Here is a 19,482-nt window from a genome sequence, read left to right on the forward strand (position 1 = left end):
TCTACAACGACAATCAATGAAAAATGGGTAACGGATATTACCTATATTCACACGCAAAAAGATGGTTGGTGTTACCTTGCATCTGTCATGGATTTGTATTCTAAAAAAATTGTTGGATATTCATTTTCACGAAATATGACAACGAATCTTGTGGTAAAAGCGTTAGAAAACGCTTACTATGCACAGAAACCACCAGAAGGTCTCATTCTACATACTGACTTAGGAACACAATATACAAGTCAAGAATTCCAAACGATACTCGCGAACTATAAAATCACCCCCTCTTTTAGCAAAAAAGGGTGTCCATATGATAATGCTTGCATAGAATCGTTTCATGCCACTTTAAAGAAAGAAGAAGTATATCGTACAAAATATGTCACATTTAAACAAGCAAGCTTAGCATTATTTCAATACATCGAGGGATGGTATAACCGCAAGAGGATTCATAGTAGCATTGGTTATAAAACTCCTCAAGCAATAGAAGATCTAGCTAAAAAAGTAGCTTAGATTTAACTTTTTTGTGTCCAAAATATTGACTCAAATCCAGCGTTTTTCTTCATCTTTTATATATGGTAAGAGTTCAAATATACATATGTTTGTCATTTTATCGTTAATGTATTCTGGTTTTTCATGTCCTCTTAAATAGATAAAGACTAACTTTTCGCAATGGTCTTTGTATTTGTTATGTGTGTTTGATGTAAACCATGTCCAATAGGATAATTTTGAATCTATCCATAATTCTTGATTAGGTGATGACTTAAATAAGTTGTGTAAGTTATTGTCCATATTGGTTATTTTAAAGTCTGGTATAATCCAAAAATCATCACTTATATATGTTCTTTCTTGTGTTATATAGGTAACTGATAAACAATCAAAAACTTTTTCTATAATCTTTTCTAGTATCAGACCTTTGCTTCTTTCAAGTGGATTGTCCATAATGATTGATGTATAATCTATACCAAATTCATTTAAAGCGTTATAGTATGAACCAAAATAATTCACACAAGATTTATATACTTCACTATGATTGTTAATTAAATACATAGGCGTTAAACTGATTCCTTCATTATGAAGGTCTAATAATTTATTTTTCACTTTTTCTTTAGACCATACTTTTCTTTTTGTAATATTGTAGTAGTCAATTCCAGCCTGTTTAACCCCTTCTTCATAAGAATTAAAATACCATTTACATGCGTGATCTAATTCATTGTATTTTTCGGAAACGTATTTGGAGGTTAAATCTTCACCTTTATCGTGTAGTGATTTAATTTCATTTAAAATTTTTTCTTTTGACCATGTTTTTGTTTTTCTAATATCATCATAGTTTAAATTTATTGACTCGATAGCAATTTTATAAGAACCAAAAACGCGCTGGCAACTTGCATGCAAATTTCTATATTTTTGTTGCATGTTTTGAGATGATATATCTTCACCCTTTTCATATAGATTTCTTAACTCGTTTTGTATGTCTAGGGGAGTGAGTTTTTTAACTTGTGATATATCGTTATAATTAATACCCAAATGTTCAATTGTATTTTTATATGAACCATCATATAAAACTGTGCAACATTTAATGAAGAAACTTGTGGACCTGGACATGATCAAGCAGATAGCTATGAAACGAAAAAAAGATATGCTTCAAACTGCTAATGCAATTATTGTTCAACCTATTGTGGAAGAAGTGTCCGACAGGAAATCTGCTAAAAGTCCTACAAAGTGTCCGACCATTAAAACAACACCTGTTTCCTTAAAACAAAATATAAAAGATATAAACAAACGTAATAGTAATGAGAATAGCAATACCACTGAAGAGAATATTAAACAAGCTGATTTTGTTGCTCACTGGGTACCAGAACGTTTTGTTTCTTTAGTTAGCTCTTTTTATTCTGAATCAAAAACAATTCAAGAACTGTGGAAGGTCGTAAGACAGTGCAATAAAGTTACAAACTTCTCTACAGGTAATAAAGCATTTACTAAAGATCAGGAGCTTACTATTGGCTTAAAAGCTATCAAAGAGTTTGTTATGAAAATTAAATCTGGAACAAAAATGAAGAATGGTAAATTCGCTTATTTCAACGGGATTGTAAATAACTTAATGGACAAGTATTACTTTGATCGGGATTTTATTGGGAGCATAAAAAAACAAAATGCTAAACATTTGGAATTCAAAAAGTAAGGGGGAAATTCATATTATTTATCTGATTTATATTATGGTACAATATGTTAATTAATTACAATACTTTCTAAAAGGGGAATGCATAATGAAAGGAACGAAACTCGTATCATTAGCAATACCGATTCTATTATTAGTAGGTTGTAGTACAGAAAAACAAGAAATGAAACCGAATTCGATGAATGTATCTGATTTAAAGATAGAAAAAACTTCTACTACTAAAGGTGACTACGATGACGATTCTAGAGTACAAATATCTAGAGACGGTAAGGAGTTATTAGGTGAGTGGGGTAGTTACGTTGGTGACAAGTTCTTTGTGGGTTTAGACTTTAAAAGTGATGGTACATATGGTGCTTATGATAATAGTGGTAAAACTTCAAAAGAAGAAAACAACATGAAGGGTAAATGGAAGTACGATTATGACAATAAGCAAATCATCTTTACCATTGAAGAGACGGCTGGTGATGACAGACCAATAACTGATTATAGACCAGAAATAAAATATAAAGTTGACTTCTTTAGAGCAGGACAGTTAAAGATAATAGATGAAACAGGTAGTCCATTAAACGTAGAAAGAAAATCTAAATAATCAATATCAAAGGGGTATATGTTGATGAGAGCAAAGAAACTAATAACGTTAGCACTACCAATCATGTTATTAGGTGGTTGTGCAACAGACAAAGCAGAGAAGAAAGACTACAAAATGCAAATGGCTTATCAGATGAAAGACATTTCAGAAGAGTCAAAAGTTATTAATGACATCTTAACAAGTCAGAAACCAGTAGAAGAAAAAGCAAAAGAGTTTAAAGAGAAGTCGAAACCTCTTTTAGAAACAGCAGAGAAAGTTAAGAAGTTAGAACCAGGTGAAAAGTATAAAGACGTACAATCTCTTCTAAATGAATCTATGGATTTAATAAAAGAGTCTGTAAGTCAAACTCAAGACGGTTTAGATAAACAAGACCGAGTTCTTCTCAATCAAGGGTTACAGACTATGTCTAACTCATCTAAACGTATAGTTGAAGCACATAAGAAATTAAAGGAAATGGGTGAAGCAAATTAAGTAGAAAGGGGTATATAACAATGAAACACAAATTATTAGCAGTAGCAGTACCAATCATGTTAGTAGCAGGGGGTAGGTTGTTCTAAAGACAATGCAGAAAAAAAGAAGACTGATAGTTTACAAGTAGCAGTAGATTATAAAACTTCTATACTTGACTTAAGTAAAGCGTTAGAAAGCAAATTATCTACAGAAGAATTAAAAGAGTTACTTATGAATACTAAAGTTTAATACATAGTAAAAAAGTGCACCTCCAATTGTTAAGTGTGTCTAACAATTGGGGTGCACATCAAATTAAGAGCCGGCACTTTTTTATCGAATCCATCTAATATAAGACTCGTCGAAATAAATCCAACCTTTATCTTTAATGTAAACCCAATCTTTATTTTCTCTTAGTTCAACTTCCCATTGTCCAATGCAAATACGACTCCTAACACCACTGTCAGCAATGGAATAGTGGAAGCATTCTAATTCGTCTTTATTGTTCCAGATTACACCTTTAGTTTTACCATCTTTTTCGATTACGAATAAAATATTACTAAGATATTCGAATGATAAAATTTTATTACCTGATTTTATGGATATCTATTAAATTCTGTATTTGTTAGTGAAGGATTTGCCAATAAAAAAGGAGATTTTAAAATGATAATAAATGATGTGGTTTTTGGAGAGCTTGAATATAATTATGGGTGGTCTAAGGATACTACAATTAATTTTTTTGGAAATGAAGTCGAAATAGCATTGATGGTCGATGGTGATGAGGATGGTAAATTTGATGAAGAGCAATATACAGCATATACCTCACTGATGCAAAATTGGGAACACTTACAAAAAAGTTTTTTGCAACCAATATTAGACTATTACAAACAAACACGACATGAACTAGGTTATGATATTGAAGTAAATGAGAATTATCCATTAGTTGAAATAACTGATCAAATACTAGAAATGATAAGTTTAGATGGAATTGTTGTTTCATATGCGGATATTTTTGAAGGTCGAGATATCGGAATTACATTTAATTGTACATGGGACACAGAAAATGGACTAGGGCTTCGTCTATTAAATGAAAAAGTGACGGAAGTGGGTTACCAAGATGTTGCAATTTGAATATGGAATTTGTTAATAGGGACTAATAGAGAAAGACTAATGAATTATGAACACTGGGGAACAATCTACATATAGCTTAGATATTCTTTTCAAATATAAACCTGAAGAAAAAGAAGGTACCTATATAAATTGAGCAAGAATCTAAGAGATGTTTTTAAAGGTAACTGACAAACATGTTTTAATAAATTTACAAGGTTTATTCCAACTTGAATGATGAGGAGGAACGAGCCTTTTTTTATGGCAAAAAACAAAGGAGGAAAAGGAAAATTTGACGGCTGAAACTGATGGGGATTTGAAATAAAGTTTAACAGTACTCCAACAGAAGTCCCCTTCCTCAAGCGCGTGCAGGACATAATCCAGTGGTAGGGAGGGGATGAATGTTGGTCGTGCACAGCACGAAGTTTTCGTTTCCTTTTTTTGTAACTTCATGTATACTAGTATCAACACGAACGTATATTCGTTTTTGTTTTAGGGATTTGAACCACTACAATGAAAAAAGAGGAAGGTGATGACAATGTTGCTGAGCCAAAAATATAAAATTTTCCCAACGAAAGCACAGAAAGAAATGTTAGAACGTTGGCTACAATATTGTCGTCAAACCTATAACTCTGCTCTTTTAGATAAACAGAGAAAATAAGCAATTGTATACACATTCTGACATGCAAAAGCAACAAGTAATCGATAAGAAGAGATATCCTTTTCTGAAAGAAGTGCCATCACAGCCCTTACAAGAAGTATTTTTACGACTCAAAAAGGCATATGATGGCTTTTTGAGTGGGGATACAAACTATCCCAAATTGAAAACGTATAAAGACTATAATAGTCTCACTTTCCCTCAATTTGGATTCAAATCGAATGGGAAACACCGCTTTGCGATGTCATTTGCAGATAACGGCAATTTATATAACAAACAATTAGGAGAAATAGAGATTCATCTGCATAGGCTGATAGAAATTCTTTCATATAGAATAAAAACTGATTTGATAAATTAGTGTCATTTCGGTTTTTTGTTGCCTTTTTTGACACGCGATATCCGTATCAAACGTGTTTGTACCACCACTGAAGAAATCAACTTTAAAATGGTATGAAACGACTCAATACCATCATTGCGAGCATTATAAGATGAAAGATAGCGCAGCAGGTGTAACTGGATGAAGTAGAAAGTGAGGGAGATAGAATGTATATAAGTAAATTAAAAAATATAATTAAACCCAATAATTAAACCCAATAATGATTTATTAGATACATACATTAAAGAAAAATGGGATGAGATTGAATTCATATTAGGAATCAAGCTACCAACAGATTATAAAAAAATTATAAATACATCTGGAGTTGGAAGTATAGATGAATTTTTATTGGTTCTAAATCCATTTACCCAAAATATGAATTTAAATCTAATTGAAAAAGGTAAAGAAATTAGAGAAGCATATATTGTATCAAAGAATGCGTTTCCAGAAGATTTTGCGCATGATGTTTTTCCAACTGGGGGTGGATTATTGCCATGTGCAATAACAGATAATGGGGACGAAATTTACTGGTTAACATCTAATATAGGTGATGAATGGCATATAGTTGTATATGAATCAGGGTCAGCAAGCTATTATGAATATTATATGGGTTTAGCTGAGTTTCTATATAAAATTCTAACAAAGGAAGTAGAATGTTTCGCTTTCCCAGATGATTTTCCAGGAGATGAGTGTGAGTTCATAGTATAAATTATTTAGGCGGTATTAGATGGGGAATTTAGAATGGAAGTATGCGGATGATCCGATTACTGAAGAAATTGTTGGGAAAATAGGTCAAGCAATGGGGATTAAACTTCCGAAAGATTATATCGAGTGTGTAAAGGTGAATCATGGGGCTAATGTAGTAGCGTATTGTTTTGATGTTGAAGGAATAGAAAGAGTCTTTGGTTCATTACTTTCGTTTGATGAGGGAAGTAGTGATTACATCGTAACAGATTATGATAACTATCGTGCTACTTTACCTAATGGTGTAATTCCTTTTGGCATTGATCCAGCGGGGAATTTAATATGTTTTGATTATAAAAATCATAACGAAAATCTCATTGTTATCTTTTGGGAGCATGAAGGTGTGATGTATGGGAAAAAGAAGAACTGATGGAAGGTGAAGGGATTACAGTAGGAGAAGCAGAGGAAGTAGCAAGAGGAAATGTATTTTATGTGGCAAGTACTTTCACTGAGTTTTTAAAAAAAATGTATGATTCATGATAGTTAAAATAAAAGATGACAGATACTTATGATCGTTTTCATTTGTCAAAAATAAATATGTAAGTGTTTCTACAATTGTTAAGGGATGTGTGTGAATGGAAGAGTTTTATCACTCTAAAAAGAAGAAAATACGAGGGTGGAAACGACATAAGAGAAAGATAGAAAGATGGAAGCAAAATGTAATCGACATAGATATGAATTACATTCGTGAGCATCAAAGAGATTATGCAAAGTTGTGGATTCATCCCTTTTATTCTTTAGTCCGTAGAAATCCTCCTAATTGGTATAACCGTTTATTATTAAATGAAATGATAGATGTATATCTAAACTGGTATGAAAAAATGACAATGGAAGATGAAAACTTTTACCTGAAAATTTGGTTATATGAACCAGATTTTATAAGTTCTCAAATTGTCGTTTCTTACAAGGAGTGTATAAATACTTACAATGATACCTTTGACAAAAACCTTACCACGAAGAAATTTCCATTTCATAAATATGAATCATTAAAGGATAAATTAACTTTGTTTGATTGGGAAGCTCACATTGATACCGAAATGTATTGGGATGAGGAACTAAAAGAAGATATAGTAACAGGATTTAGAACAAAAGACGAGGTAAATGAAATAATAAATAAGGCCTATAAAATTCAGAAGATTAAGCTCAGTGATGGAGATGACGTTCTTTATAAGGTTAATGTTGGGGAAGTTTGGTTGGGAACACTAAAAAAAGGTCTTTGTAAATTGTTAGAAAATCAAAGAGGGAGAAGCTTTAGGAGGGAATGAAAGTGAATGTTTTGCCTAATAAATTAAACCAAGTTCTTGAAGAAGATATTTATAAACGTAAAGATAAGAAAAAAGTGAAAGAGGCCTTAATTAGCTTAGGTGTAGAAGTATCTGATGTATTCAGTGGATTTTATGATCGATATGCTGGCCCTTTTTGGGAAGAGCACGTTCCCTACGAGTTGTTAGATATTGTAGATGAGGAGAACAATATTCAATCAAATACAATGATTGCTCGAAATGAGCATGGATTTCCTAAAAAGTATCTAGTTTTAAGTGAAATGTCAGCAAATGCTGTACTGATACTTGATAGTGTAACTGATCGAGTTTATTCGGTTCATTTTGAAGGCGGAGATGAGCTGCTTTTAAGTGGAGAGTTAAAGGAAACTTGGTCAACATTTTATGTGTTTTTAAAAGAATATTTTAACTGTTAGCTAGGGAATAAGTTAATGTCAAATAGAATGATTGTAACTACTTAGCCACTCTATGAAAAACTGACAGAAAAGCATTTTTTTAAATGGTCGAAAGCGTCTGGCCATGCGTGAAACGGACAATTCCTTTTTCTGCCACGTGCAAAGTTCAAACAAAGAGAGAAAAGAAGTAGTAGGTTATTTTTTATTCAGCATGGCGGCGACTTGTGTGTTGGAAAGTCAAGTTGGATTTATATATATCATATATTTTTAGAAACGTATGTTCGCATAAATGTTAATATGCTATACTAGTAATGTAAATATATTCCGTATATTGTACAAAACGGTTTATCCCGCATTAACGGGCAGTAATACTCCCGCCTCAAAATTCAGCGAAAGCATTGTCCAGCTCTAGCGGCTAGAATCTCCGGTCGTTTCGCCCCCTCGGACGAGGCAAAAAGCGCCTCTCTGTCGGGGGCTCCAACGTCCTGCGATTCTAAGCGAGCCGCTTCCGCTTTTCTTAAGAAGTTAGGCGGGAGATAAACTGCCCGTAAAAGCCCGATTGGTGAGGGCTGATAATCAGTGGGGATGAAGAAAATCCCCCACTGATTAAAGTTTCACTTTATCGCAATTAAGTGTTTTGGAATTAGAGATTTCAGATATATGAAAAAATAAGCGTTATCATTTTTATATTATGTAATTAACTATAAGTTGCAGTGATGAGCTTATAAAAGAACTAGGGAGGCAGAGAAGATGGCAGTCAGTACATATCAGTTGTTTCAGCACCTTAATATGACAGGGGCACAAGAGGATTTGGCAATGCGTTACTTGCAGACGAGAGACGAGGAAGTTTTAAAAGATATAGAACGAGCGACCATTCGCGACAAGAAGCGAAATGATTTTGCTCGGCAGTTCATGAATGATTTTGAGAAAACGTATAAGCAAGATCCAGTCTTTTTTAGGTTATTTTATCATTTGCTTGAGGATCAATTATTGAATGTTCTTATTGTTCGTTTTTCAGAAGTAAGCTTTCCAAAAATGAAGGTGTATTTAGAAAAAAGCAGTCTTTCACTTGATCTTCTTGTAGCTGCTGCTTGTAAGCAGTTAACAAAGCTTTCAGGCTCCGTTAACGATGCAGATGTATTCCTTAGAGAGTTAATTAAGGAGAATCCAGCGTACATAGAAGAACGATTACAAGTACTAACAGGGCAGTCAAAATTGCTTTTACTCCTACTTATGTTTGATACAGACTATGAGAGATTTCATGCCTACCAGCCTTTATTGGAGGAAGAATTACAAGAACATGCGAAATTTATATTGCACTTTGGCAGAACGCGAGAGCAGATGGAAGAAGTACAAAAGCAGATAGATATAGCACAAGAACAGGTAGACGTAGAGCAACAGCAGATAGAAGCAGTTAAAAGATATGTTCAAGGTGAAACCGTCAGCAAGGTTGCTATCGGTTCATCGTTACCGGATTTAACTTGGTGGCTTTTATTTAGTGTGCAGCAGTATTCTGATGTTGCAAGACGGTATATTGACTTGTTGGCGAAATATTCTGTTAATAATTTTGTCTTTTATGCGACGGATCATGCATGCGGTGTTCTCAAACAGTCCTGGTACTATATGAGAAGAACGGTTCTAAGTAAACCATCGTATGAAACGCTTCGAAGCTTATGCGAACAATTTGGTGTGTCAGAGGAAAGAATCCTTGCCTACCATCTTGCTCAGCATAATCTAGAATATGCTGATTTTGAGAAAAGCTATGAATATCAATTACTGTTTCGCATGTTGGAAGAGCAACCAGAATTTATCCAGCGCATATTGCAATATTTGAGTAAAAGTCATTATATTTTCGTGTCAGCACTTTTGGAGGAAAAAGGATACGAATTAAATAAGAATAAAGTGCGCGAAGAGTTTTTGACGGTTGCCTTACAGTCGAAAGTATCTGAGATACGCAATCTATATCGCGACTATTTAGTTGGTAAAGTGTCACTTGAAGATATGATGCAAGTGTTCCAAGAGCCGAAATATAAACATAAGCGTTGGAGAATGCCTGTTTTAGAAATTGCGGCCCTTTGGGATACAGAGGAAGCTACGAAGAGGGAAGCAGTGCTTAGTCTTCAGTTTGCAAATAGCTATAGCCGTAGTTTATATGAACTTTTACGGCGGTATTCTCTGACGGGACATTCGCCAGAACAAATGTTTGAGGATATTCTTTCCTATGGCTTACCTAAGGAGAGGCTCGTTTCCTATTCAGTGGTACAAGCTTTGGGGCACGGTGAGAAGGGGAAAGAAGCGAAGGAAGCACTTATTCGTTTTTTTGTAAAAGAACGGGCATATGTGACAGAAAAATTTGCTGAATATAGTATAGAGGAACGAATTTTTATTTTGGATGAGCTGGCAAAAGATGATGTTGTTAAAACACGTCCCCTTCTTATTCAAAGTCTTGGAGATTCCTCTAAAAAAATACGTACCGCTGCAGTCGAGCTTCTTACAAAGGATGAAGCAGCAGCAGAGGATGTAGCAAAGGAACTAAGTAATAAAAAGAAAACTATACGAGAACAGGCAATGCGCATACTTTTATTCTATAAATCTGAGAAATATACACAACTTGTGGAGCAAGCTTTACAAGAAAAGAAAAATGCTTCCTTGATGGAGGAATTTGCTCATTTACTTAACGGTGCAGAATTAGACGGAGCACCAGGAAGTGTGGAAGCCCTTTGTATGCGTGTTTTAACGCCGCAAAAAAGAAACGCACTCGTGCAGTGGCTCGGATTTGAACCACAAATTCGTCTTCGAGATTCCGATGCAATTGCAGATGCAACGCTTCCGCTTGCTTATTTTCAGCAGTATGTATCGGAGTCCGTAATTGAGAAAAAGGAAGCGGCGGAAGTGATAGGTGCGGCTTTGAATGAACAAGATTTGAAAGAAAATATACAAGCGATCTATCAGCTGTGGATTTCTCAAGGGGCGGAGGCGAAGAAGCGCGGTATTCTTTCGATGTACGGCATTCATAGTGATGATGAAATGGCGCTGCTGCTCAAAAAGCAGATTGATGAGTGGGCTGTTGGCATGCGCGGAGCTATCGCTGCTGCAGCTGTTCAGGCGTTGGCGTTGTCTTCGTCACATCTTGCACTTATGACGATTAATACTATGGCATTCAAATATAAACATAAACAGGTGCGTAATGCTGCGAAAGAAGCGTTGAGTCTCGCTGCTAAAACACGCGGTATAACAGAAGAAGAGCTAGAAGATCAGCTTGTTCCGGACCTTGGTTTTAATAAACGCGGTGAAAAGACAATTGATTACGGAAGCAGGACGTTTACTGCCTATTTAACGCCAAACTTGAAAATTGAATTAAAAACAGAAGAAGGAAAACGAATAAAGTCGCTTCCGAAACCAAATGCAAAAGATCATACGGAAAAGGCAGAAGAGGCTAAGGCGGAGTTATCGTCTATAAAGAAACAGCTTCGAAGCATCATTAGTATGCAAACGCTGCGTCTTGAAATGGCACTTTCTCTTAATCGCTATTGGTCGCAACATACGTGGAAGTCTCTGTTTGTGGAAAATCCAATTATGCAGCAATTTGCTATCTCGCTTATTTGGGGCGAGTATAAAGAAGGGAAATTGTTTGCGATGTTCCGTTATATGGAGGACGGCACGTTCAATACGATTGAAGAAGAAGAGCATGAACTTACGCCAGACACTGTTATCGGTCTGATCCATCCGCTAGAATTGTCCGAAGAGGAACGGGAATTATGGAAGGAACAACTAGAAGATTATGAAGTTGTCCAGCCATTCCCGCAAATTTCCCGCGAAGTATTTCGTGCGAAGGAAGATGAGGAAGTAACTGTGGAACGGTTTGCTGGCATTCAAATCAATGGTCGTTCGCTGTTTGGTAAGTTGACGAAGTACGGCTGGAATCGCGGACCGGTTGAAGATGCTGGTGTGTACCATACTTTCTATAAGGAAGAAACGCGCACAGGATTAGGAGCGGAGCTTGCATTTGAAGGCGCCCCAGTTGGATATGAAGAAGAGGACGATGTATGTTTATTTGAAATTCAATTTTATAAAGCAGGCACAGTGAACCGCGGTTCATACTCTTATGACGAAGTTGATGCTACAAGACGCATCGTGCCAAAACAAGTACCTGAACGATTTTTCAGCGAAATTTTATATGATATAAAACGGACGACAGAATCGAATCTCGGCCGTGATGAAAACTGGCGCAGTAAGCGATAAGAAAGGAAATGACATATGCAGTCTATTAAACCATTAATGGAAGAATTATATGAAGTAGAATTGAATGCTTTAGAAGCGAATGATTCGTTTCCAAAACCAGCTAACTGGCGGTTGTCACCACGCGCGGTTCGTACGTTTATTATCGGACAAGAAGAGCCGCTTCTTTGGCAGGGTCAAGAAGTAGAAATTAGTCGTAAATTTTACGGTAATGATGCGCTTGTGGAACGAGCTATTGTCACATTAGCCGGGAATCGCGGACTTATGCTAATCGGGGAGCCAGGAACAGCAAAGACGATGTTAAGTGAGCTGCTTTCTGCTGCGATATGCAGAAATAGTCGTAACACTGTACAAGGAACAGCCGCTACGATGGAAGATACGATTAAGTACTCATGGAACTATGCACTTCTTCTTGCGAAAGGGCCTGTAAGAGAGGCCCTTGTGCCAGGTCCCCTTTTCGTTGGTATGGAACAAGGGATATTAACTAGATTTGAAGAGTTGACGCGCTGCCCGCAGGAAGTGCAGGATTCGTTGATCAGTGTTCTGAGCGATAAGGTATTGAACATTCCGGAGTTTGGGGAGCAGGGAATTCTTGCGGCAAAGCCTGGATTCAATATTATTGCGACTGCCAATACGCGCGATCGCGGCGTGAATGAAATGAGTAGTGCATTGAAGCGTCGTTTTAATTTTGAAACAGTGCATCCAATTAAAGACGTAAAGCTTGAAGCGAAAATTATAGAGTCGCAAGTGACGCGCTTATTAGGAGCTTCTGGCATCGTACCAGAAGTGGATCGGACGGTTGTTCAGCTATTGGCGACTGTTTTCCATGAATTGCGAGAAGGCGTGACTGCAGAAGGAAAACGAATTGATCAGCCTTCTTCTGTTATGAGTACCGCAGAGGCAGTATCGGTATATTATCAAAGTGCAATGGATGCGTATTATTATGGAAGCGGACAGGTGAAGATGGATGCACTTGTTCGATATTTATCTGGAACGATTGCGAAAGAAAACAAGGAAGACTTAGAAAAGCTGCGCAGTTACTTTACAAGCATCGTCAAAGCGCGAAGTCAAGTAGGAGGAGAGGCATGGAAGTCGTTTTTCGAAGCTCGCAATCAGCTGAAGTAAACACATTATTTCAAAGGGCTTACAATGTAAACAACAACGTCGTATACGTGCCGATTCGCCATCATAGTCCTGCATGCTCTTTTCATGTACAAAAGATCGTCGAATTATATAAACCGGATGCAATTCTTATAGAGGGGCCGATTGATTGTAATCCGCTTATTCCGCATATCGTGAGTGCTGAGAGTGAGGCTCCGATTTGTATATATTGCAGTTATGATGATAAACCGGATGTGCTTGAAAAAGGAGAGAGCGGAAAGTACCGTGCGTACTATCCCTTTCTCGACTATTCACCGGAACTTGTCGCGCTTCGGGAAGGAGCTGCGCGCAACATTCCAGTTTCATTTATTGATCTTCCCTATAAAGAATATTTGTATGTAACGAAAAACGAGGAAGAGCAGGGGAAGTATGATGAACAATATTTCCGGCACAGTCAATATGTCCGTATGCTCTCAGAAAGAACGGGTTGCCGAAGCTTTCATGAATTTTGGGAGAAATACTTTGAATTGCAAGGTTTTCATATGACAAGCGAGGAGTTTATCCAGCAGCTCTTCGATTATTGTTATTACACACGCGCGGACTATACGCAGGAGATGTTGATAGAAGACGGCTGTATGGCTAGAGAGATACATATGGCAAAGGAAATTGAAAAAGCGCGTAAAGCATATGATAAGGTGCTCGTAATTACCGGAGGCTTTCATGTGAAGGGACTTCTTGAATTGGAAGGAGAAAAGAAAAAGCTTTCTAAAAGCCCGTTGTCTGCTACATATGCAAAAACGTACCTTATGCCGTATTCCCTTTTGGAAAGCGACCAAACGCGCGGTTATCAGAGCGGTATGCCTGCACCTGCTTTTTATCAACACGTTTGGGAGAATAGGGATGAAACAGCAGCAGAGCAATTTATGATACGGATTGCCCGGCAGTTAAAGACAGAAGGGATATCAATAGCAGATGAGATTGAGGCTGCGCGAATGATTCGTGAACTTGCGCTGCTTCGGGGCAAGATGCGGCCTGGTTTGTATGAGCTGATGGATGCGGTGCGCAGCGCATTTGTTAAGGGAGAGCTATCCTCGGCAGATAAACCTTTGACGCTGCTTCAGAAGAGTTTGCAGGGGACGAAGCGCGGGAAATTGTCAAAATCCGCGGATGTACCGCCGCTTGTGCATGATTTTCGTGCCTCTGTTCGTTCATTCCGTCTTCCAGCCCGCTCCACTGTACCGCATGAAACGATTCTTGACATATATAAGAAAGAACGGCATCAGCATTTAAGTCAATTCTTTCATTGCCTCGCTTTTTTAGAGGTTCCGTTTTGTGAGAAGCTGCGCGGTCCAAACCTTGCCAGAAAGCAGAACATCAATCTTATGCGAGAAACTTGGAAATATCGTTTCTCAGCACAAGTGGAAAGCACTCTTATTGATTTATCTGTGTATGGCGGAACGGTGAGAGAAGCCGCGCAGGAAGTACTGCGAGCAAAGCTGTATAAGGCGAAAGGGCGTGCTGGAGAGGTGGCTCTTTTGTTGATGGAAGCCTACTTAAGCGGGTTATTTTCTGATTTTGCCATGTACACTTCTTCCATAGATGAGGCAATACAAGAGGATGGGGACTTCACGTCTATAGCAGATTGCGCTTACTATTTATCACAAATAAAAAAAGCAAATCAGCAAGTGGAACATGCTAGACATAAAGCACTTTCGTTATTTTCTGTGTTAGATGGGGGCGAACCAGCAATTATTGCTGAAAAGCTTATCGATTTGTATACAATGCAGCCTGCAGACCAGCAATTTATTGAAGCGCTGGAGCTTTATTTGCAAAAGGAAAAACGAGAAAGTCAAGTAGAAGGGGCAGTATTTGGGCTATTAACTTCATTAGGGAAGCGGAAAATCGATGAGGTAATGCAAGTGGCAGAAGGATATTTTTATGGAAGTGGCGATATGCAAAAGCAAGCTCCGATATTTTTGAATGGTTTGTTTGCTGGCGCAAAAGATATCTTTTTATATAACGAATCGCTGCTTGGCGGGATGTCACATGTTCTAGAAGAACTTGATGAAGAGACATTTTTACAAGTGTTGCCGCATTTGCGCCTCTTGTTCGGCCAATTTACACCGCTTGAGGTAGGTACGATTGCTAGACAAGTTGCTCGGTTATATGACACAACAGAAGAAACAATAAAAGAAGAAGCAATTTCCGAAGAAGTGCTGACGTACGCAATGCAGTTAGATCTGAAGGCGCGAGAAATTTTAATGAGACGGGGGCTAGAAGATGAAGAATAACATTTCTTTAAATCGCTGGCGTCTTGTTCTTGGGAAACATGCGGATGACCAAATCACATTTCAGGAAGAAGACCCTGCATACAGAGAAATGGATGATGTGCTGGAGTTTTTGTACGAACGGGAACGCGGGGAAGAACGCGGTGGATCTCTAGATCCTTCTCAGCTAACAGTGCCGACTTGGATTTCAAAAGTGCGGGAGTTATTTCCGAAGGAAACCATTGAAATTATGGAAAATCATGCGCTAGAAAAGTATGAATTAACGGCTCTATTGCAAGATAAGCAAACGCTTCAAAAAATGGAACCGAATATGAATTTACTAAAATGTATTTTACAATTTAAAGATTATATGAATCCAGATGTATTGGACACAGCTAAACGTATTGTAGCGAAAGTCGCTGAGGAGTTGCGCCTGAATTTAGAGCAGGAAGTGAAGCACGCTTTAAGCGGTAGAGCAGATCGAAATCGTTCTAGCCGCGTGCGAACGATGCGCAACTTTGATTTTAAGAAAACGATTCGAAAGAACATGAAGCATTTTGACAAGGAAACGAACACCATTCATATTGAAAAACCATACTTTTATGCAGCAACGAAGCACGTTAATCCATGGCGTGTGATTCTTGCAGTAGACGAGAGTGGAAGTATGATTGATTCTGTTATTCATAGTGCAGTTATGGCTGGCATCTTTGCAAGCTTACCGACGATTAAGACAGATCTGTTCATCTTTGATACAGCTGTTGTTGATTTAACAGATCGTATTGATGACCCGGTGGAGACGCTTATGAGTGTCCAGCTTGGGGGAGGAACATATATTGCTCAGGCGCTGCGCTACGCAACGAATAAAATCGAGATGCCTCATAAAACAATTGTCGTGCTTGTAACGGATTTATATGAAGGTGGTAGTTACAATGAAATGTATCAAGAAGCGATGAAGATTGTAGAATCAGGGGCAAAGCTGATTGTGCTTACTTCTCTTGATCCGACTGCACAGCCTTTTTATGATAAACAGGCAGCAAAAAAAATGGCGGCGCTCGGTGCTCATGTAGCGGCACTAACACCAGGGAGGTTGGCACAATGGATCGCAACAATCATTTCTTAAATGTTCTTTCCTCTATTGATGAAACATACTTAATCGCCATGTCCAACAAAGGGACATATAAGAGAGCGATGAAGGATTTGGCCGTTGTATCAAATGTCAAAATGGACGTAGAAGAAGATGTAGCGCATATACACCTTGATGACGAAACTACTGTAACGTTTACGGGTGATATACGTAGTTACTCTTGTAGTTGTGATGCCCGCTCCATTTGCAAGCATGTCATTATGGCTCTGTTCGAAGCTAAGAAGATGTACGAAGGAGAAGAAGAAACGAAGGTTAATTTTTCCCCTCTTTTGAATGTGGACGTACGCAGCATTGTTTCTGAAAAGGTGTGGGCTGAAATGATGTTTCGCGAAATATTTCAGCAAAAATTTGTTTTAGAAGAAGAGGGGGCTTTAATTGCGTCCTTCCCAGAAGAGAATATAACGGTTCGCTTTCTAACAGCTGAATCGGTAGCGGATGCGATCTGTACGTGCAAAGCAGAGGGGATATGCCGGCATAAGGCTGAAGCGGTATATTGGTATCAAAAAGAGAAAGGAATCTCGCATGAAACGAAACAGATGAAACCGCTTATTATTGCGCCGGAAAAGCTATCTATTTTCAAAGAGCTGATTGAGCAAATTGTTCACTTTGGATTGACACGTCTTACCGAAAATACAATCTATGAAATAGAACAACTTTCTGTAAAAGCACGTTCTTTGAAACTAGCAAAGTTAGAGAATTTATTTCGTAAGCTCGGTGCGGATATTGGGCTTTACCGGATGAAACATGCGTCTTTTCAAATGGTATCCTATCGACAAACGCTGTCCGCGATTTATGAACACATTTTGTTGTTAGAGCGCCACCATCTGCAAGAGAGTCCGTTTCGTTCGGAATATTATGACGTTCCACCACTTACTTTGTATGCTTTTGGTGCATCCGGCTGGCAAACGAAGTCTGGTTATGTTGGTGTGACGTATTATTTCTATAATCGAGGACAAGAAAAGTGGATCACATACACACAGTCGCGCCCCATGTTTTATGAAGGAAGCAGCACAACTCCTGAAGAACTTCATGAAAGGCAAGGTCCATGGGGGATTGCAGGGAAAGGATACGAACTATCTCGTTCATCTTTCCAGTTGAAACAGGCAAAACTTAATGCCGATTTTCAATTGTCATCTAGCTCACAGACAGTAGGGGAAGTGGAAGGGAAAACAAATGTGGCAGAGTGGCAATCTCTCTTTGTAACCTCATGGGAAGAATTACTAAAAAAAGTAAAAGAGAACAGGTTAGAGACAAATAAACAAGGAGTCTTTTGTATCGAAGTTGCTGAAATGGAAGAATGGAAGTTTCAGAAGCACGAACAGAAATGGATCATACCTCTTATCGATAAGAATGGTAAAACATTGCAAATGCAAATGATGAAACGACCAGAGAATGAGCGGATGATTCGACTTGTAAAAATATATTTGGATTCGTTACATGTAAAGAGAATGCTAGTTCATCCTTATCAGGAAGGAACAAAGCTTGTAGTTACACCTATTATTTTATATACAGAAGTAGGAGAGATTATAAATATTACACTGGGTGAAGGGGAAACGTTCTATGATAGAGTTAGTGCGCCTAATCGATGAATTGGAACAAGTTTTAGATGAGATGCTTGTCTCAGGAGCAGGGACTGTCCCTCCTTCCTTTTTTCAGGATATAAAACGAGAATGCGAAAAGTACGGTCTTTCTTATGCTGCCGCGCAGCTGCTTGTCATAGAGGAAGAACGAAACAAAGCACGCTTCCTTCATAAAGAAGAAACAAACGAGCTCGCAGAAGCGTTTTGTAAGTTGCAGGAATATATTCAAGTTGTAAAGGCTGAAATGTTACATTTATAGATAAGGTAGCAGATACTGCGATAGGTTAGCTACTAATATCATAAAGATGAAACTAAAAAAGAAGCAGAAGAGTATTTTTGGGAAATCTTTGCTTGATTTCTAGTTGTTAAAAGCTTTTTGATACTTGGATCAGAAACTTATGACAGTAAATGAGTGTGATGATATTTTAATACCCCGATTCTTATTGTATTCGTAAACATATCTATTACTTATTTTGATATTTGTTTCATTAACAAACGAATTATTACTATGATAAATTATTAGTAGTATGAATAAGCAAAGCGAAAATTCCTGTATTGTCCTGGCAATTCGTACAATACAGGAATTTTCGCTTTTTGTATGTTTTTCTTTCTGCCACCTCCGTGATTTGGTTCTGAACTTAATTTTCATTAATTGGTCTAACTTTTTCCATCCAGTTAGCTACTTCTATTGCAGAGACATCGTTTTCATTCTCAAGATTATTAATAATTGATTTGTAGTCATCATTATTTCGGTTTTGACTTAACTTAAAGGAAGCTTCAATTTTCTCAATTTTTACTTTGAAACCTACAATCCCTTTCATCTCTTGTTTTAAAAATTGTGAATCTAAAGTATCCCATAATACTGCGTTATCCCTACCTTGTTCATATTTCTTTAGCATTTTTGTTAACATAATCTCTAATTCTTCGCCTTCTACGAGCTGAGCTGTACCATATACATGGACTGATACATAATTCCATGTGGGTACATTTTCTTGCGCATACCAGGAAGAAGACACATAAGCATGTGGCCCTAGAAATGTAACTAATACTTGAGGATTTTCTTTTAACAATTTCCAGTGAGGATTGGCATAAGCAAAATGCCCAGATAAATAAGTATGTCCTTGTTCATTATATACATCCAGCGGAAGGTGTGTTGCAATTGGAAAGTCTTTCGTACTAGATAGTAAGGTTCCAAATGAATGGTTTTTGATAAATTCTAAAATAAGCTCTGAATCTTGCATTTCAAAATATTTAGGTGTATACATAAAAATCCTCCTTAAAGTGTGAAAATTTATAATGATTTATAAAATATAACATAGGTTATTCGGAAAATATTGTATATTATTTACTGGTGTTCTTTTTCGCAATGAAATCAGTGATGT

Annotated in this window: 15 protein-coding genes and 3 pseudogenes; 16 read left to right on the forward strand and 2 right to left on the reverse strand. The window is 37.3% G+C overall.

Features of this window, described 5'->3' with window-relative positions:
- Positions 1 to 507, forward strand: a 507-nt coding sequence (locus tag M014_RS0119370) for an IS3 family transposase (RefSeq protein ID WP_026593175.1), incomplete at its 5' end; no start/stop codon positions are given.
- A gap of 30 nt (positions 508 to 537) precedes the next feature.
- On the opposite strand, the gene M014_RS0119375 is transcribed toward M014_RS0119370, so the two are convergent.
- Complete coding sequence (locus M014_RS0119375; RefSeq protein WP_231503973.1) at positions 538 to 1,521, reverse strand: hypothetical protein; 984 nt, start codon at positions 1,519 to 1,521, stop codon at positions 538 to 540.
- A 22-nt stretch (positions 1,522 to 1,543) separates the two neighbouring features.
- On the opposite strand from M014_RS0119375, the pseudogene M014_RS27240 reads away from it, so the two are divergent.
- The 15 genes and pseudogenes from M014_RS27240 to M014_RS0119450 all read left to right on the forward strand — a co-directional run.
- A pseudogene (locus M014_RS27240) lies at positions 1,544 to 2,176 on the forward strand (helix-turn-helix domain-containing protein); the annotation flags it as partial.
- A gap of 85 nt (positions 2,177 to 2,261) precedes the next feature.
- Entirely contained in the window at positions 2,262 to 2,762 is a 501-nt protein-coding gene (locus M014_RS27245) for a DUF3994 domain-containing protein (protein ID WP_051588604.1), read from the forward strand.
- Between the two features lie 24 nt (positions 2,763 to 2,786).
- Positions 2,787 to 3,233 (forward strand): hypothetical protein, encoded by a 447-nt coding sequence (locus tag M014_RS0119390; RefSeq protein WP_026593177.1) that lies wholly within the window; start codon positions 2,787 to 2,789, stop codon positions 3,231 to 3,233.
- Positions 3,234 to 3,872: 639 nt separating this feature from the next.
- Positions 3,873 to 4,340, forward strand: a complete 468-nt coding sequence (locus M014_RS0119395; protein WP_026593178.1) for a DUF6985 domain-containing protein — start codon at positions 3,873 to 3,875, stop codon at positions 4,338 to 4,340.
- A gap of 508 nt (positions 4,341 to 4,848) precedes the next feature.
- Positions 4,849 to 5,293: pseudogene (locus M014_RS30490) on the forward strand (helix-turn-helix domain-containing protein); the annotation flags it as partial.
- 297 nt (positions 5,294 to 5,590) lie between these two features.
- Positions 5,591 to 6,058, forward strand: a complete 468-nt coding sequence (locus tag M014_RS27255; protein ID WP_269321448.1) for an SMI1/KNR4 family protein — start codon at positions 5,591 to 5,593, stop codon at positions 6,056 to 6,058.
- A gap of 19 nt (positions 6,059 to 6,077) precedes the next feature.
- Positions 6,078 to 6,574 (forward strand): annotated as a pseudogene (locus M014_RS27260) (SMI1/KNR4 family protein).
- A 95-nt stretch (positions 6,575 to 6,669) separates the two neighbouring features.
- Positions 6,670 to 7,359 (forward strand): hypothetical protein, encoded by a 690-nt coding sequence (locus M014_RS27265; RefSeq protein ID WP_051588606.1) that lies wholly within the window; start codon positions 6,670 to 6,672, stop codon positions 7,357 to 7,359.
- Between the two features lie 2 nt (positions 7,360 to 7,361).
- A complete protein-coding gene (locus M014_RS0119420) occupies positions 7,362 to 7,790 on the forward strand; it encodes a hypothetical protein (protein WP_026593179.1) in 429 nt (142 codons plus the stop codon).
- A gap of 729 nt (positions 7,791 to 8,519) precedes the next feature.
- The gene (locus tag M014_RS0119425) at positions 8,520 to 12,011 is read left to right on the forward strand and encodes a DUF4132 domain-containing protein (RefSeq protein ID WP_026593180.1); all 3,492 of its coding nucleotides are present in this window, start codon (positions 8,520 to 8,522) and stop codon (positions 12,009 to 12,011) included.
- A 15-nt stretch (positions 12,012 to 12,026) separates the two neighbouring features.
- Positions 12,027 to 13,133 (forward strand): ATP-binding protein, encoded by a 1,107-nt coding sequence (locus M014_RS0119430; protein WP_026593181.1) that lies wholly within the window; start codon positions 12,027 to 12,029, stop codon positions 13,131 to 13,133.
- Positions 13,094 to 15,400: a DUF5682 family protein gene (locus tag M014_RS0119435; protein ID WP_026593182.1), complete on the forward strand. Its 2,307-nt coding sequence runs from the start codon at positions 13,094 to 13,096 to the stop codon at positions 15,398 to 15,400. The genes M014_RS0119430 and M014_RS0119435 overlap by 40 nt, the downstream gene beginning before the upstream one ends.
- Positions 15,390 to 16,496 (forward strand): VWA domain-containing protein, encoded by a 1,107-nt coding sequence (locus M014_RS0119440; RefSeq protein ID WP_026593183.1) that lies wholly within the window; start codon positions 15,390 to 15,392, stop codon positions 16,494 to 16,496. The genes M014_RS0119435 and M014_RS0119440 overlap by 11 nt, the downstream gene beginning before the upstream one ends.
- Positions 16,472 to 18,109: an SWIM zinc finger family protein gene (locus M014_RS0119445; protein ID WP_026593184.1), complete on the forward strand. Its 1,638-nt coding sequence runs from the start codon at positions 16,472 to 16,474 to the stop codon at positions 18,107 to 18,109. The genes M014_RS0119440 and M014_RS0119445 overlap by 25 nt, the downstream gene beginning before the upstream one ends.
- Entirely contained in the window at positions 18,081 to 18,359 is a 279-nt protein-coding gene (locus M014_RS0119450) for a hypothetical protein (RefSeq protein WP_026593185.1), read from the forward strand. Before M014_RS0119445 ends, M014_RS0119450 begins: the two co-directional genes overlap by 29 nt.
- 379 nt (positions 18,360 to 18,738) lie before the next feature.
- Here M014_RS0119450 and M014_RS0119455 read toward each other — a convergent pair whose 3' ends face one another.
- Positions 18,739 to 19,365 (reverse strand): FMN-binding negative transcriptional regulator, encoded by a 627-nt coding sequence (locus M014_RS0119455; protein ID WP_026593186.1) that lies wholly within the window; start codon positions 19,363 to 19,365, stop codon positions 18,739 to 18,741.
- Positions 19,366 to 19,482 lie beyond the last annotated feature (117 nt).

It is taken from the genome of Bacillus sp. UNC437CL72CviS29, from assembly GCF_000482345.1.
GTDB classification, from domain to species: Bacteria; Bacillota; Bacilli; order Bacillales; family Bacillaceae_G; genus Bacillus_A; species Bacillus_A arachidis.

What these genes read in the sequence shown, in the direction of transcription:
- M014_RS27245 (WP_051588604.1), top strand. Translation starts at nt 2,262, where the DNA reads ATGAAAGGAACGAAACTCGTATCATTAGCAATACCGATTCTATTATTA.
- M014_RS0119390 (WP_026593177.1), top strand. Translation starts at nt 2,787, where the DNA reads ATGAGAGCAAAGAAACTAATAACGTTAGCACTACCAATCATGTTATTA.
- M014_RS0119395 (WP_026593178.1), top strand. Translation starts at nt 3,873, where the DNA reads ATGATAATAAATGATGTGGTTTTTGGAGAGCTTGAATATAATTATGGG.
- M014_RS27265 (WP_051588606.1), top strand. Translation starts at nt 6,670, where the DNA reads ATGGAAGAGTTTTATCACTCTAAAAAGAAGAAAATACGAGGGTGGAAA.
- M014_RS0119425 (WP_026593180.1), top strand. Translation starts at nt 8,520, where the DNA reads ATGGCAGTCAGTACATATCAGTTGTTTCAGCACCTTAATATGACAGGG.
- M014_RS0119430 (WP_026593181.1), top strand. Translation starts at nt 12,027, where the DNA reads ATGCAGTCTATTAAACCATTAATGGAAGAATTATATGAAGTAGAATTG.
- M014_RS0119435 (WP_026593182.1), top strand. Translation starts at nt 13,094, where the DNA reads ATGGAAGTCGTTTTTCGAAGCTCGCAATCAGCTGAAGTAAACACATTA.
- M014_RS0119440 (WP_026593183.1), top strand. Translation starts at nt 15,390, where the DNA reads ATGAAGAATAACATTTCTTTAAATCGCTGGCGTCTTGTTCTTGGGAAA.
- M014_RS0119445 (WP_026593184.1), top strand. Translation starts at nt 16,472, where the DNA reads ATGGATCGCAACAATCATTTCTTAAATGTTCTTTCCTCTATTGATGAA.
- M014_RS0119450 (WP_026593185.1), top strand. Translation starts at nt 18,081, where the DNA reads ATGATAGAGTTAGTGCGCCTAATCGATGAATTGGAACAAGTTTTAGAT.
- M014_RS0119455 (WP_026593186.1), bottom strand. Translation starts at nt 19,365, where the DNA reads ATGTATACACCTAAATATTTTGAAATGCAAGATTCAGAGCTTATTTTA.